This is a genomic window from Citrobacter sp. RHBSTW-00887, from assembly GCF_013728095.1.
Lineage (GTDB): Bacteria > Pseudomonadota > Gammaproteobacteria > Enterobacterales > Enterobacteriaceae > Citrobacter > Citrobacter braakii.
This window is the reverse complement of the sequence record NZ_CP056267.1, coordinates 3,557,908-3,572,338: the sequence shown is the minus strand read 5'-3', so window position 1 is coordinate 3,572,338 and position 14,431 is coordinate 3,557,908. Positions and strand designations below refer to the sequence as shown.

14 protein-coding genes are annotated in these 14,431 nt (G+C 51.7%); 3 read left to right on the top strand and 11 right to left on the bottom strand.

Annotated elements, in window-relative coordinates:
* Positions 1-66: 66 nt before the first annotated feature.
* Complete coding sequence (locus HV314_RS17125; RefSeq protein WP_046274639.1) at positions 67-1,152, top strand: malate/lactate/ureidoglycolate dehydrogenase; 1,086 nt, start codon at positions 67-69, stop codon at positions 1,150-1,152.
* A 97-nt stretch (positions 1,153-1,249) separates the two neighbouring features.
* Here the strand turns inward: HV314_RS17125 and ybiJ are convergent, their stop codons facing one another.
* The 5 genes from ybiJ to mcbA form a co-directional block, all read right to left on the bottom strand.
* Entirely contained in the window at positions 1,250-1,510 is a 261-nt protein-coding gene (gene ybiJ, locus HV314_RS17120; RefSeq protein ID WP_016152363.1) for a DUF1471 family protein YbiJ, read from the bottom strand.
* Between the two features lie 300 nt (positions 1,511-1,810).
* On the bottom strand, positions 1,811-2,077 hold the full coding sequence (locus tag HV314_RS17115) for a DksA/TraR family C4-type zinc finger protein (protein WP_053388799.1): 267 nt from the start codon (positions 2,075-2,077) through the stop codon (positions 1,811-1,813).
* Positions 2,078-2,152: 75 nt separating this feature from the next.
* On the bottom strand, positions 2,153-2,830 hold the full coding sequence (gene ybiX, locus HV314_RS17110; protein ID WP_181546252.1) for a PKHD-type hydroxylase YbiX: 678 nt from the start codon (positions 2,828-2,830) through the stop codon (positions 2,153-2,155).
* A 43-nt stretch (positions 2,831-2,873) separates the two neighbouring features.
* The gene (locus HV314_RS17105) at positions 2,874-5,159 is read right to left on the bottom strand and encodes a catecholate siderophore receptor Fiu (protein WP_181546250.1); all 2,286 of its coding nucleotides are present in this window, start codon (positions 5,157-5,159) and stop codon (positions 2,874-2,876) included.
* A gap of 293 nt (positions 5,160-5,452) precedes the next feature.
* Complete coding sequence (gene mcbA, locus HV314_RS17100; protein WP_016152367.1) at positions 5,453-5,713, bottom strand: DUF1471 family periplasmic protein McbA; 261 nt, start codon at positions 5,711-5,713, stop codon at positions 5,453-5,455.
* A gap of 210 nt (positions 5,714-5,923) precedes the next feature.
* On the opposite strand from mcbA, the gene rlmF reads away from it, so the two are divergent.
* Positions 5,924-6,850, top strand: coding sequence for a 23S rRNA (adenine(1618)-N(6))-methyltransferase RlmF (gene rlmF, locus HV314_RS17095; protein WP_047359435.1), 927 nt, complete (start codon positions 5,924-5,926; stop codon positions 6,848-6,850).
* Here the strand turns inward: rlmF and ybiO are convergent.
* From ybiO to rhtA, 6 genes are all read right to left on the bottom strand, one after another.
* Positions 6,847-9,084: a mechanosensitive channel protein gene (gene ybiO, locus HV314_RS17090; protein ID WP_181546247.1), complete on the bottom strand. Its 2,238-nt coding sequence runs from the start codon at positions 9,082-9,084 to the stop codon at positions 6,847-6,849. The two genes, rlmF and ybiO, sit on opposite strands and share 4 nt — an antisense overlap.
* 118 nt (positions 9,085-9,202) lie before the next feature.
* Complete coding sequence (glnQ, locus tag HV314_RS17085) at positions 9,203-9,925, bottom strand: glutamine ABC transporter ATP-binding protein GlnQ (protein WP_003035246.1); 723 nt, start codon at positions 9,923-9,925, stop codon at positions 9,203-9,205.
* Positions 9,922-10,581, bottom strand: coding sequence for a glutamine ABC transporter permease GlnP (glnP, locus tag HV314_RS17080; protein WP_003035248.1), 660 nt, complete (start codon positions 10,579-10,581; stop codon positions 9,922-9,924). Before glnP ends, glnQ begins: the two co-directional genes overlap by 4 nt.
* A 107-nt stretch (positions 10,582-10,688) precedes the next feature.
* Positions 10,689-11,435, bottom strand: coding sequence for a glutamine ABC transporter substrate-binding protein GlnH (glnH, locus tag HV314_RS17075; protein WP_016152370.1), 747 nt, complete (start codon positions 11,433-11,435; stop codon positions 10,689-10,691).
* A gap of 365 nt (positions 11,436-11,800) precedes the next feature.
* Complete coding sequence (gene dps, locus HV314_RS17070) at positions 11,801-12,304, bottom strand: DNA starvation/stationary phase protection protein Dps (RefSeq protein WP_006685362.1); 504 nt, start codon at positions 12,302-12,304, stop codon at positions 11,801-11,803.
* 304 nt (positions 12,305-12,608) lie between these two features.
* On the bottom strand, positions 12,609-13,496 hold the full coding sequence (gene rhtA / locus HV314_RS17065; RefSeq protein WP_016156069.1) for a threonine/homoserine exporter RhtA: 888 nt from the start codon (positions 13,494-13,496) through the stop codon (positions 12,609-12,611).
* A 411-nt stretch (positions 13,497-13,907) separates the two neighbouring features.
* Here rhtA and ompX point away from each other — a divergent pair, with 411 nt between their 5' ends.
* Positions 13,908-14,423: an outer membrane protein OmpX gene (ompX, locus tag HV314_RS17060; protein ID WP_016152372.1), complete on the top strand. Its 516-nt coding sequence runs from the start codon at positions 13,908-13,910 to the stop codon at positions 14,421-14,423.
* Positions 14,424-14,431 lie beyond the last annotated feature (8 nt).

The following is a 14,431-nucleotide window of genomic DNA, read 5'->3' as shown; positions in this document are numbered from 1 at the left end:
GTGGCGCAGCATAGTTTGTTGAAAAATAAGAACCACAATCAACACGCGACACAACAGGAGATAACAATGAACAGTGGACATCGCTTCCATGTGCCAACGCTGCACGCCTTTATCCAGGCCGTTTTTCACCAGATGGGAAGCAATGAACTGGAGGCGCGGCTGGTGGCCGATCATCTGATAGCCTCTAACCTCGCCGGCCACGACTCCCACGGTATCGGCATGATCCCAAGCTATATTCGCTCATTTTCGCAGGGACACCTGCAGATCAACCGCCATGCCAAAGTGGTCAACGATGCGGGAGCTGTGATTACGCTTGACGGCGACTGCGCATTTGGTCAGGTGGCGGCCCACGAGGCAATTACGCTTGGGATCGAAAAAGCGCGCCAGTACGGTATCGCTGCCGTGGCATTACATAATTCGCACCATATTGGACGCATTGGCTACTGGGCGGAGCAATGTGCGGCGGCGGGTTTTGTTTCGGTGCACTTTGTGAATGTGGTAGGGATCCCGATGGTCGCACCGTTTCATGGCCGCGATAGTCGATTTGGCACTAACCCCTTCTGCGTGGTGTTCCCGCGTAAAAATACGTTCCCGTTGTTGCTGGACTATGCAACCAGCGCCATCGCGTTTGGCAAAACCCGCGTGGCATGGCACAAGGGTGAGCCGGTGGCTCCGGGATGCCTGATTGATGCTAATGGGGTACCCACAACCGATCCTGCCGTAATGCAGGTCTCTCCGCTGGGGTCGTTGCTGACCTTCGCCCAACACAAGGGTTATGCGCTGGCGGCAATGTGCGAAATTATGGGGGGGGCGCTTTCTGGTGGTAAAACCACACATGAAGAGAGTCTGCAGACCAGCGCGGACGCCATCATTAACTGTATGACGACCATCATTATGAATCCGGAACTGTTTGGCGCGCCGGACTGCGACAACCAGGTCGCGGCCTTTGCTAAGTGGGTGAAAGCGTCCCCCCATGCTGAAGATGCCCCGATCCTGTTGCCAGGGGAGTGGGAGGTGAATACTCGTGAAGAACGGCTGGAGCAAGGTATTCCGCTGGATGCCGGAAGCTGGCAGGCGATTTGCGAGGCGGCGTTGCAAATAGGGATGCCAGACGCCGTGTTGCAGGAATTCCGTCAACGACTGGAACACTAAGCAAAAAAAAGCCCGTCCAGTGGCGGACGGGCAAACAAAGGGTAACAAACAGGGTCAATGAGGGTTGGAGCATTGGGTCGTACAGGTAATCTTTCGGTTATTTATAGATAACCGCGGTGCCGCTCATTTTGTCTTTGCCGATAGCAGAAGTGATGCTGTAACCCGTTGCGCCAGCAGCAGTCGCTTTTTCAGCCAGTTTTGCTTCCAGGCCGTCCAGCGTGGTGGCGCCGTCAGCAGATACCACACCAATTTTGTTCATGTTTTGCGCCTGAGTAGAGGAAACTGGCTCGGCAGCAAAAACGCCAAATGACAGGGTAGACAGAGCGATGGCGGCAACAGCAAATTTGATATTTTTCATGATTAATTTCTCGCAGGTTTGTTCTGTTAGTCAGTGTTCTTTAAGAAGACGTTGTTTCGTCGATGTGAGAAGTATCACGTTTTTTTATGCGAGATAAAATCGAATAGAATTGACGACATCAATCAAAAAAATTGAATGATAAATAACTTATTGAATATTAATAAATTCGAAAGAGGGATTTACAGTTCTTGTCATTGCGCTTTACAGAGAAACCGACAACGGCACATTTTGCTACACAGAGTGCAAAAAAGCGTGCTCGTAAAGGAAATCGTATGCGCTGAAACTTTCGGTAAAGATAAGTCAACGTAGCTGGCTGTCTTTCGAACCTCTGCGATTATATCCTGAAAATGCTGCGTTATTTGAATCTTTATCCTGCTGGCATGTGATGCACAAGCGTACGCCGGGCACGGCCTCCCGTCTGGCCTGAGGGATTGGATTACCACATTCTTCGCATTCATACAGACTTTCCCCCGTCGGTAACTCACCGCGGGCGCGGGCAACAGCATCTTCAATAGTATTGTTGATCTGTTCGTTAACAGCGTCGTCATTTGCCCATCCGGATGCCATACCTACCTCCTGCTGATGTCTAAAGAATAAGTATAGCGAATGTGATGGCTGAAAAACGACCACGCGTCAGCGGTATCAGATTTCAGACCATTCGCGCAGCAGGTTATGGTAGAGATTGAGAAGCGACAGGATCTCGCTACTCTCCCCATGACGTGTCTTCAGGGACTGGATGTTTTTATCCAGTTCAAAAAGCATGGCGCGATTTTTATCGTCCCGGATCATCGACTGGATCCACATAAAGGATGCCACCCGAACCCCACGGGTCACCGGCGTAACGCAGTGCAGGCTGCTGGAAGGGTAAAGTACCAGATCGCCTGCCGGAAGTTTTACCGCATGCTGGCCGTAGGTGTCATTGACCAGCAGCTCTCCTCCCTCATAATCGTCAGGATTACTCAGGAATAAGGTGGCGGAAAGATCTGTGCGCATCCAGCCGTTTTCCGGATGACTACGCACCGCGCCGTCAACGTGAAAACCGTAGGTCTCGTTGTCCTGGTAGCGATTGAACAGCGGTGTGGAGAGCGTTTTCGGTAATGCAGCGGCGAAGAATAACGCGCTGTTGTTCACCGCGTTTTGTACCGCCTGTTGTAAAACGCCGTAACGCTCACTTTGCGTATCCACCTGCTGGTTGTTTTTAACCTGCGCACCCTGAGTGCCGGTGGTTGCGCGGCCATCAACCCAGTCGGCAGCGTCCAGCTGTTCGCGAAACAAGGCGACATCCTGCGCCGACAGAATGCCGGGAATGTGATACATCATCAGTGTTTCTCCTGAAAGTGGGGCTTACGCCCCACGTAAAAGATCAGAAATGCATATTTGCCGTGAGCAGGAAGGTTCTTGGCTCACCCGGATGGTAACGGTATCCGCTCTTGTTAATGGAGGATACATAATCGGTGTCGAACAGGTTATAGACGTTCAACTGGAAATCGAGATTGCGATTCACGCGATACCCCAGTTTTGCGTCGGCGACCCAGTAACCTTCGGTGTAGGATGGCGTACCCACGGCCCCGTCGGAACCGCGATGCATACTGCCCACGTAGCGAGCGCCCGCGCCAACAGAGATATCATCGGTAGCCTGATACTGGTTCCACAGCGTGAACGCATGTTCTGGCGTATACGGCAGGGATGAAGAACCATCCTGAGCAACGTTTTTGCCGCTGTGGATCGTCGCGCGCTGCTGGGTGTAACCCCCAATAACCTGCCATGCGGGAGTGATGTTCCCTGCTACCGAGAGTTCGTAACCTTCAACGCGCTTCTCCCCGTACTGGGAATATGTGCCGTCGTCGTTCTGCTCAACTTCGTTCTCAATATCCGTACGGAAAATCGCGGCAGTTAACAGCAGGCGCTTATCCAGCACCTCCCATTTGGTGCCGATCTCGCTGGTTTTTGCTTTCTGCGGTTTGAAATCGGTACGGTTCGCACTGTTACCGCTTCCGCCCTGAGCGAGGGCAAAGTTGCTGCCGCCCGGCGGTTGCTGAGAAACGGCGTAGTTAATGTAAACGTTACCGTTATCGGTCAGGTGATACAGCGCGCCCGCTTTCCAGTTCACCAGATTGCCTGATTTGGCAGTATCCACGGTGGTGACCGGAGAACCTTTCGCCACGCCTGTCGGACACGCGACCGCGCCGCGACCAGAAGCGCCGCAAGCGGTGGCGCTGTCATATTCTGTGCGGTAATTGTCGAGGCGAATACCACCGTTTAGTTCAAACTCACGGGTAATCTGTAGCGTATCAAAGGCGTATACACCGAAGGTATCGGTTTGCCCGTTAGCATTAGCGCCGTTACGAGACAGTCCGCCGATATTCACATTGCTGTCGGGATGATAGATATTTACCGGCGGCGGGGTGATCGGGTTTACACCATAGTTGGTTTGCGTTTCACGCGTTAGCTCCACGCCGGTGCTGATATCGTGACCGATGGATCCCGTGTAAAATTTTGAGGTCAGGTTGGTCTGGTTGGTCAGGATCTTATTGCTGACATCTTTGGTATTTGCCAGGCGTGACCAGGTCCAGGTGTCGACGCTGCTGGTGGGTTGAGTGATGTTAGTCGCGCCGCCCATCACCGCCGTCATCAGATAATCCTGCTTAATGCGTGACCAGCGGGTGGTGTTGCGAATAGTGGTGCTGTCGTTCAGGTCATGTTCAAAACGCATCGTTGCGGTATCGGTCGTTGAATCGTCGTAATCCGAGTTGGTACCGTAGAAGTTATGCGTATCCACTTTTCCTGACTGATTCAGTGCAGCAGTCCCCGCGGAAGGCGCGGAATATCCCGGCAGACCGATGGTGGGGACACCGCCATCCGGAGTGTTGTGCTGGGTGACATGCAGATAGTTCAGATACAGTCGGTTCTCAGTGCCTAAGCCAAAGGCGAGAGAGGGGGCCACACCATAACGTTCATTCTTAACGTTATCGCGACCGGCATCATGCGTTTTTTCACCCATCAGGTTTAACCGTGCAGCGGTGGTCTCACCGATGACCTGGTTAATGTCCAGCGTACCACGGCGGAACCAGGCGCTACCGACGCTGGCCGAGGCATCGATCCCTGAGTCGGTGCGCGGCTGTTTGCTGATCATATTGATGGAGCCCGTTGGCGCGCTACGGCCATAGTCGGTGCCGGAGGGGCCTTTGATCACTTCAACCTGTTCGGTATTGAAAGTGTCGCGCGTAACGCTGCCAATATCACGGATACCGTCGATATAAATACTGTTCGAGGTATCCGCACCACGCATGTATACCGCGTCACCGGTAGTGGAGTTGCCGTTCTCACCGGCGAAAAACGCGCCAACGCCCGGTACGTTTTTCAGCGCATCGGTCAGATTGGTTGCACCTTGATCCTTAATCACCTGCTCAGAAATCACTGTCATGGTGCGGGTTGTATCCGCTAGCGGGCGGGAGAACTTAGGGTCGGCAGACTGCGTTGGGGCGTATAACGAAGGTTTGGCCGCTTCAACAACCAACGTATCTTCTTGTTTTTTATCTTGATCGCCCGCGGCGACAGCCTGAGCTACCGGAGACAGGCCAATACACAGACCGGCAAAAAAAGTCAGTGAATGAAAACTACTGGCAGGCAAATTGCGATTTTTATCCATGTTAGTGAGTGACTTATTATTTTTTGAGTAGACGGTTTCACTCGCGCGAAGGGATATCTCTGTGGATGTTATACCCTGCAGGCCTCGCGGGAGTGAATGTGTAATTGATAATGATTTTGATAAGCATTACTAATCAGTGCGACGTTTTAGCATTCATTAATTCAAAAATAAATACATTTATTTACATTGGATTCAAAATTGCTACACGATGATTACAATTTGAGCGGTGAACGACGTGAACAGTAGGTAGCAAACTGCATTCGGGGTGAATGCAGTTGGGCTAAGGTGAGGGACTACTTATAGATAGTTGCGCTGCCGTACATCTGGTTTTTACCGCCCGCAGAATTGACGACAAAGCCTTTTGCGCCTTGTTCTTTCGCTTTCTCTGCCAGCTTGTCTTCGAGATCGCTCAGGTTAGAGGCTCCGGTAGCGAAAACAGTGCCGGAAGCTTGTAGCTGGCCGGTTTGAGGGCTGGTGTAGGGCTGTGCAGCAAAGGACGCAAATGTCATGCCGGTCAGTACGGTAGCGGCAAGGAATGTGAGGCATTTCTTCATGGTGATATCCTCTGAGAAACAACAGGTCGTGCCTGATAAGTTTAGGCCGTCAGCGGATGACATTTACCGCAAAAAACTGGTGATGAGGTGTCTGTTTTTTGAACAATCAGCAAGCCATCAAATAGGTATAAAAAAAGCAAATTTCCTTGCTGTGTGTTTACCGCGTGGCGTTATGCGGGTATCTTACGCCGCTGTTAAAAGGAGAATGCTATGCCCCCCCAGAAACCGGGATTACACCCACGCAACCGCCACAATGGCCGTTATGATCTTGCGACTTTATGCCAGGTTACACCCGAGTTGACGCAATTTCTCACCCTCACGCCAGGCGGCGAGCAGAGTGTTGATTTCGCGAATCCGCAGGCAGTGAAGGCGCTCAATAAAGCACTGCTGGCGCATTTTTATGCGGTGAAAAACTGGGATATTCCAGACGGTTTTCTGTGCCCGCCGGTTCCTGGTCGCGCTGACTACATTCACCATCTGGCCGACCTGTTAGGTGAAACCAGCGGAACCATTCCGGCAAATGCGAGCGTGCTGGACGTGGGAGTTGGGGCAAACTGTATTTATCCGCTGATCGGCGTGCATGAATACGGCTGGCGATTCACCGGTAGTGAGACCAGTAGCGAAGCGTTTAACAGCGCTCAGGCGATCGTAAACGCCAATCCGGGGTTAACCCGTGCTATTCGTCTGCGTCGCCAGAAAGATGCTACGGCAATCTTCAACGGTATCATTCACAAGAATGAGCAATATGAAGCCACATTGTGTAACCCGCCATTCCATGATTCTGCGGCTTCAGCCCGCGCCGGAAGCGAGCGCAAACGTCGTAATCTGGGGCAGGATAAAGATGATGCGCTGAACTTTGGCGGGCAGCAGCAGGAGCTGTGGTGTGAAGGCGGTGAAGTGGCGTTCATCAAAAAAATGATCGCCGAAAGCCAGGCCTTTGGCCGTCAGGTGATGTGGTTCACCACGCTGGTTTCGCGCGGTGAGAATTTGCCACCGCTGTACCACGCGTTAACGGATGCGGGCGCGGTGAAAGTGGTTAAGAAAGAGATGGCCCAGGGGCAAAAGCAGAGTCGCTTTATTGCCTGGACCTTTATGGATAACGATCAGCGTCGCCGTTTTATGGCGCGTAAACGCTAAAGCGTTGGCTCGGTTGGCGGCAGCGATTCGCTTGCTGCCGACGCAGGGCCATTCACCGGTGCAGGCAAGACCTGATAGGTCTGTACCGGCGCGCGTACGTTGGCCAGATCGAAGTATTTCTTCACCTGGCTGTCGAGCGCGAAACGTACCGTCCACTGTTTCAGCGGTAATGTGGTAAATGAGACCCGTAGCGTGAAGGCCGTATTGGTTAACCCCACAATCCCGGCAAACGACGGCTCGCCAATAATCAGCCCGCGAATATCGTCCTGTTCCATCACTGCAGCCACAGCGTCTTTCAACGCCTGATTCGCTTTATCTGCATCCTCATGGCGGTCTACGTCGTAATTGGCGACGACCGATCCAATCCCGCGCACAAAGTTGGCGAAGGTCGTTATCGATGACCAGGGAATGATATGGTACGCCCCGGTGTCCTGACGGACGCCCACAGAGCGGATGGACATCCGTTCAACCGTACCGGTGAGTGGACCGATGGTCACCAGGTCGCCGGTGTTCATGCCATTTTCGAACTGAATAAAGATCCCGGTAATAATATCTTTTACCAGCGTTTGCGAGCCGAAAGAGATAGCCAGCCCCAGCGCCCCGGCCCCGGCCAGTAAGGGCGCGATATTGACGCCAATTTCGGATAGCACAATCATGATGGTGATCGTGCTGATGATCACCGCCAGCGCGTTGCGAAACAGCGTCAGCAGGGTGCGGGTACGGGCGCTGGGGAGCGGGCGACCGTGAATATCGGAAGCCAGACGATTTTCAATCAGGCTGGCAAGGATCGTCCAGCCGATGGCGGAGAAGAATAAAATCAGCGCGATACGGATCAGGATATCCACCGTTTTTTCTCCTGCGCCGTAATGCAGCCAGTTCCAGAAGTCGAACAATCCCCAGGCATTCAGTAGCAGCATTACCGCGACGCACACCGTCAGGATCCTGGCCACGCTTAACGCCGTCGACAGCCAGCCATTCAGCCGCTTTTGTAGTTCCGGATAGCTGCGCTGGGTGTGTGGCGAAAGGGTAATAGTTTTGGCTATCCAGCGGGAAAACATGCCGGAAACAAAGGCGGCAATTCCAATGATTACCAGACTGCGCAGCGTAGCGCCCATCATGAATTTCAGGCTGTTGCCAGGATCAAACAGCGAGAAGAAAAACAGCACAATGAAGTAGGCGCTGGCCAGCCAATGCCATACCAGCGCAAAGGCGCGGATAAACAGGCTGAAAAACGCTAACGATCTTTCCGCCAGATTCAGCAAATGCTGCGTTATCTCTTTCTTGTTTCTGAAAATCAGGTACAGCGCCCATAGGGTGATACACAGCATGATGATGACGTTGGCCATCGCGCCGACCTGCACGTTGACCTGATTCGAGATAATGGGAACGGCAACGATAAGTCCGTATCCAATCAGGCTGCTCAATGAACTTAAACGGCGATTCCAGTAGCGCGCACCGGCATCCTGAATGTTAAACGGGCGCAGTTCGGCCACCGTTGGGCAAAATATCAGGCGTAGAATGGCTTTGAAGAACTCAATCAGCGCAAAGGCATTGAGAAACAGACTTTGCTGAAAGGCGATAGTGCGGCTACCGGCGTTCATTCTGTCGCTCAGTATCTGCCCGACAAACAAAGTCAGCGCCAACAGAAGCAAATCGATAATGAATGCGCCGACGATCATCGCCGGAAGCTGGAGCCAGTTGCTGCGTTCGCGGTTTTTCCGTCGTGCCCATTGCCCCATTTTGCGATACAGCGGCAGCGCGCACAGGCGAAGCAGCCAGAAAAAACCGAACACTGACGCCGCCAGCATTAAAAAATGGGTCAGGGCATTGGTGAACGTTTGCGGGTTGAAGGTCTTGTGTGGTGCATCGGTAATATTGCGGTAAAGCTGAGCAAAGCGGCTGGAGAGCGCCTCACCGTAGTGGCGGGTGACATCCGTGACGTTTTCCAGCACCGTTTTTTCTTCCGTTAACGTGGGCGGAACAATGGTTGGCACCGGCTCGGCAGGGGGCGCTGTCGCCACTTTGCGTAACTGACCGATCAGTTCCTGGCGCGAAGCGTCATTTTCCAGCACATCAGCCAGTGCGCCGTAGGCCGCTTTCTTCTGTTCAACATCCGGCTCTTTCGCCGGCGCGGTTTGCGCGTTGGTTGACGTTGGCGTAGTGACGCCAGGTATCGTCACCGCCTGAGTCGGGAGACTCACCAGACAAACAAAGATGAACAGGATCCAGCGCATGACTCCTCCCATGAGAAAATAAATTCAAAAGGATAAGTATAGATGTCAGGGCGGGGGAGAAATGAAATGAGAGGATTCTGGTGAAAAACCTCCCTTCAGGCGAAGGGAGGGAGAGCTATCAGGAAACGTGCTGCAAGAATTCCTGTAAACGTTGGCTGGGCGGATTTTCAATCAGGGCCTGCGGATTACCGTCTTCGGCAATACGTCCCTTATCGATGAAAATCAGGCGTGAAGCCACTTTTTCGGCAAAGCCGATTTCGTGGGTCACAATGACCATGGTCATCCCTTCCTCCGCCAGATCCTGCATAACTTTCAGAACTTCGTGGCGCAGTTCCGGGTCCAGCGCTGAGGTTGGCTCATCAAACAGCATCATTTTCGGCTTCACCGCCAGCGCACGGGCGATCGCCACACGCTGCTGTTGACCGCCAGACAGCTCAGAAGGGTAGTGATGCGCACGCTCGGCCAGACCTACTTTCGCCAGCAGCTCTTTAGCCAGTTTCTCGGCCTGTTCTTTATTCGCCCCGCGTACGCGCTGCGGTCCGAACATGACGTTTTCCAGCGCCGTCAGATGCGGGAACAGGTAGAACTGCTGAAACACCATCCCGGCTTCCTGGCGGATTAACCGCTCGTCTACCTTTGGATCGTTTACCTTCAGACCGTCGACGATCAGATCGCCAGAGGTTATCTCTTCCAGTTTGTTAATGCAGCGCAGCAGGGTTGATTTACCGGACCCGGATGGCCCGATAATTACCACCACTTCGCCCTGCTGAATGTTCAGGTCAATATTGTGCAGCACCTGGGTTGGGCCAAAGTGCTTAGAAACGTTTTTAAATTCAATCACAGGATTTTCATCCTTCTTTCCAGACGACGCAGAATGAAGCTCAGCACCAGCGTAATGATCAGATAGAACACCGCAACGGCGCTCCAGATTTCCAGTGCGCGGAAGTTACCGGCAATGATTTCCTGGCCCTGACGGGTCAGTTCAGCGACGCCAATGACAATAAACAGCGAGGTATCTTTAATGCTGATGATCCACTGGTTGCCCAGCGGTGGCAGCATACGACGCAGCGCGAGAGGTAAAATAACGTGGCGGATAGTCTCTGTACGTGAAAGCCCAAGCGCCAGTCCGGCTTCACTGAATCCTTTATGGATTGAGAGCACCGCGCCGCGGGTGATTTCCGCAATATAGGCGCCGGAGTTGATCATGATGGTGACAACGGCGGCGCTAAAGGGATCAATGCGTAAATCGTTAAATGCCATTGGCAGGGCAAAGTAAATAAACATCACCTGCACAACGATTGGCGTACCGCGAATGACTTCGATAAACACCAGCGCTACGTGGTTGGCTATCCAACCGCCGAAAGTACGCGCAAACCCTGCTGCAAGCCCGATTATCAGACCGCCTGCCAGACCGAGGACCGAGATCCACAGGGTCATTTTGGCGCCTTCAATCAAAAGCGGGATGGCGGGCCAGATGGCACTCCAGTCAAACTGCATATTTCGTTCCTGTTACCGTGGTGAGAAAAGTAATGAGCCATAACGCGATGACTCAAAATTGCAGGCCCGGCGGCGCTGGCGCTACCGGGCGTTACAGAACGTTCTTGTTATTTAGGTTCGGTACCGAACCATTTTTTGTAGATTTCGTTGTATGTGCCGTTCTCTTTCAGCGTTTTCAGCGCGCCGTTCACTTTCTCACGCAGTTCATCGCTGCCTTTCGGGAAGGCGATACCGTACTGCTGGGCTTCCAGGGATTCGCCTACAGCTTTGAACTGACCGTTGCCAGCGGTTTTGATGAAGTAAAGAATGTTTGGCGTGTCGTGCAGCACGGCGTCTGCGCGGTTGGTGCCCAGTTCCATATATGCGTTATCGATATTCGGGAACTGACGCAGATCTTTGGTTTTGATGTTAGCTTTCGCGTAATCAACGGAACCCGTGCCGCTCTTCACAGCGACGACTTTACCATCCAGATCTTTCACGCTTTTCACGTCGTTATTATTCGCTTTGACCATCACTAACAGACCGCTTTTGTAGTAGCCGTCAGAAAAGTCGATCGCTTTTTTACGCTCATCAGTGATGGTGATACCCGCCAGCGCCAGGTCGATATTCTTGGTTTGCAGAGCCGGGATGATGCCGCTGAAATCCATTGGTTTCAGTTCATAATCCAGCTTCAGTTCTTTGGCCACGGCAGCCCACAGATCCACATCAAAACCAACGTATTTGTCACCCTGTTTGAATTCGAACGGTACAAATGCGGTGTCGGTTGCGACAACCAGTTTCTTATCTGCGGCATGGGAGGACACCGCAAAAGCCAGGGTAAGTGCAGCCAGTGAGACTTTTAATACAGACTTCATAGGATTTCCTTTTATATCCACGGGGCGATCCCCTGCGAGAACATATGGCTTAATGAAAAAATCGTGCCAGTTTTGCAACTCATTGTTTTAACAAGAGGGTGTCTCGTTTCTCTGCACAATAAGTAGGGCAAAGTGGGTAATCTGCACTGTTTTGGGGCACCCATTTGGTGCGTACCTGACACAGTGCAAACGGTATGACTATTTAGCGTAAAAATTGTTGATAAAACAATCTTTCGTTAACGATTGTGTGAAGTGATTATTACAAATAATTTACTTTGGAGTGACGAACGATCAATGTCATGCACCATAGATGTGCAAAACCCCCGCCAGGGCGAGGGTTATATAGGTAATTCTTATGTCTGCTGTTATTCAATGTTGGCTTCGATAAACCACAGGAATTTGTCGAGGTCGCGTGAAGCGGCGGTGAAGATATCTGCTGTATCTTCGTCTTTTGCTTCGCTAATGGCTTTACGGACGCTGTTAGCGACGACGGCATAACGATCGGCCAGCTCTTTTAAGTGGTCCTGTACGCTATGGATATCCAGCGGATAGCTTTTCAGAGGCGTTTTGCTGTTAATAACCTGGGTGGTACCCAATGCCACACCGCCTAACTGTACGGCGCGCTCAGCCATGGTATCGAGGTGGTCGGTCAGGGCAGTACGGAAGCCATCGAGCATTTCATGCACAGCAATGAAGTTCGCGCCGCGCATGTTCCAGTGAGCCTGTTTGGTGATCAAAGACAGGTCGATGAACTGGATCACTTGCTGATTCAGCAGCTCTACGGTCGCTTTCTTTTCGCTATCTGTTACATCGTTGCGGGTATAAAGGAGGGCAGATGCTTTTGTTTTTACCAGTTTTGCGGTACTCATATTTTCATATCCTCTTGATAATTATGTCCCAGCTCTTCAACGGGAATAAGTATAGCGTGAATTTTGGATTTATTTTTCTGGTGTTACCTATCACTTTAATAGCGAAGAGAGGGGTGGATATGAAATAACTAATAAAATCATATAGATATAGTGGTTATTAATGGAGGTATGTTATTTTTATGTTAATGTAAAAAATTTCAAGAAATATGCAGATGAGAAAATTATATTTATTAGAATAATTATCACGCAGATTTACAATTGAATATTCTGCATGATTATGCAAACCATGCAGAATATTAAGTAGTTAATTCACGTCAACTTGCTTAATTTGTGGTTCTTTGCGAATAGTGAGCGTCGAACCCATTGATGCGACAATAATGGCGCCCAGAGCGAGCGTCTGGACAAGCGTCAGCGTTTCACCGAGGAAGATCATTCCTGAAACCGCAGCCAGTGCAGGTTCCATACTCATCAGAGTACCAAAAGTGCGCGTTGGCAGCCGCGTCAACGCAATCATCTCCAGCGAGTAGGGAAGCGCAGTGGAGAGGACCGCAATGGCCAGGCCTAACGGCAGAATGGACCAGTGCCACAAGGCATCCCCAGCCTGGAGTGCGCCGATGGGTACAAAAATCAGCGCCGCAATTAATGACCCTACCGCAACGGTCGCCGGACCATGTTCCGCGCCGGCACGCTGCCCGGTAAGAATATAGATTGCCCAGCAGGCGCCAGCGCCCAGCGCCAACGCAGCACCGGTTAAATCCACGTGAGAAACGTCCTGACCTAACGGCAGCAGGAACCAAAGCCCGAGTACAGCCAGTGCAACCCAAATGAAATCCACCGGACGTCGGGATGAAAACAGTGCTACCGCGAGCGGGCCGGTGAACTCCAGCGCTACGGCAATTCCCAGCGGGACGGTCTGGATTGACAGATAGAAGAGATAGTTCATCCCGCCCAGAGACAGACCATAAAACAGCAGCGGCAGGCGTTGTTCTTTGGCGAATCGCAAACGCCAGGGTTTAAAGAAGGCAATAAGGATGAGGGTGCCCAGCGCAAGGCGCAATGCGGTAACGCCCGGCGCACCGACGAGTGGGAATAGCGATTTTGCCAGAGATGCTCCGCTTTGAATGGAGGACATAGCAATAAGCAAAACCAAAATAGGCAACCAGACTGGCGCTTTACGTGACGACCCCGGCATCCTTTCTCCTGTCAAATGATAATTACACGCCTTCATCTGCGTGACGTTGCAAATTTGCTACGACACGGATGACGTGATGTATAGAAAAGTAAAACAGCGAGTGTAATGGAAATACGCACCGCTGGTTGAGTATTCGTTGAAAAAAAAATTGCTCAGTTCCGTACAATGGCATGAAAGTGATGGATTAATAATCTGTGTGATTAGGAATATTCTGGATGAATGTGCCATATTGTGCGCGCAATAATGGCATTTTAGGTTAGAAAAGTGATGTTAATTGAAAGAGATAGCGGGTTTCTGAAACGTTCTGTTACATGAAAGACCCCGTTAGACATCGCGAATCGCAAAGAGTTTCCCATCAATTTTTGGTATATTTAAAACTTAGGATTTACTTGAAGCACATTTGAGGTGGTTATGAAAAAAATTGCATGTCTTTCAGCACTGGCCGCTGTTCTGGCTTTCTCCGCAGGTACTGCTGTAGCTGCGACTTCTACCGTTACCGGTGGTTACGCTCAGAGCGATGCTCAGGGCGCAGCGAACAAAATGAACGGTTTTAACCTGAAGTATCGCTACGAGCAGGACAGCAACCCGCTGGGTGTAATCGGTTCCTTCACTTACACTGAAAAAGATCGTACCGATGCGTCTGGCGACTACAACAAAACCCAGTACTACGGCATCACTGCTGGCCCGGCTTACCGTCTGAACGACTGGGCAAGCATCTACGGTGTAGTGGGTGTTGGCTACGGTAAATTCCAGAACGCAGCATCCCCGGCTGATAACCACACCACCAGTGACTACGGTTTCTCTTACGGTGCTGGTCTGCAGTTCAACCCGATCGAAAACGTTGCTCTGGACTTCTCCTACGAGCAGAGCCGTATTCGTAGCGTTGACGTTGGCACCTGGATCGCTGGCGTGGGTTACCGCTTCTAATCACTTCG

Excerpts from the sequence above, each read along its gene's own strand:
- HV314_RS17125 (WP_046274639.1), top strand. The coding sequence starts at position 67 with ATGAACAGTGGACATCGCTTCCATGTGCCAACGCTGCACGCCTTTATC.
- ybiJ (WP_016152363.1), bottom strand. The coding sequence starts at position 1,510 with ATGAAAAATATCAAATTTGCTGTTGCCGCCATCGCTCTGTCTACCCTG.
- HV314_RS17115 (WP_053388799.1), bottom strand. The coding sequence starts at position 2,077 with ATGGCATCCGGATGGGCAAATGACGACGCTGTTAACGAACAGATCAAC.
- ybiX (WP_181546252.1), bottom strand. The coding sequence starts at position 2,830 with ATGATGTATCACATTCCCGGCATTCTGTCGGCGCAGGATGTCGCCTTG.
- HV314_RS17105 (WP_181546250.1), bottom strand. The coding sequence starts at position 5,159 with ATGGATAAAAATCGCAATTTGCCTGCCAGTAGTTTTCATTCACTGACT.
- mcbA (WP_016152367.1), bottom strand. The coding sequence starts at position 5,713 with ATGAAGAAATGCCTCACATTCCTTGCCGCTACCGTACTGACCGGCATG.
- rlmF (WP_047359435.1), top strand. The coding sequence starts at position 5,924 with ATGCCCCCCCAGAAACCGGGATTACACCCACGCAACCGCCACAATGGC.
- ybiO (WP_181546247.1), bottom strand. The coding sequence starts at position 9,084 with ATGCGCTGGATCCTGTTCATCTTTGTTTGTCTGGTGAGTCTCCCGACT.
- glnP (WP_003035248.1), bottom strand. The coding sequence starts at position 10,581 with ATGCAGTTTGACTGGAGTGCCATCTGGCCCGCCATCCCGCTTTTGATT.
- glnH (WP_016152370.1), bottom strand. The coding sequence starts at position 11,435 with ATGAAGTCTGTATTAAAAGTCTCACTGGCTGCACTTACCCTGGCTTTT.
- dps (WP_006685362.1), bottom strand. The coding sequence starts at position 12,304 with ATGAGTACCGCAAAACTGGTAAAAACAAAAGCATCTGCCCTCCTTTAT.
- rhtA (WP_016156069.1), bottom strand. The coding sequence starts at position 13,496 with ATGCCGGGGTCGTCACGTAAAGCGCCAGTCTGGTTGCCTATTTTGGTT.
- ompX (WP_016152372.1), top strand. The coding sequence starts at position 13,908 with ATGAAAAAAATTGCATGTCTTTCAGCACTGGCCGCTGTTCTGGCTTTC.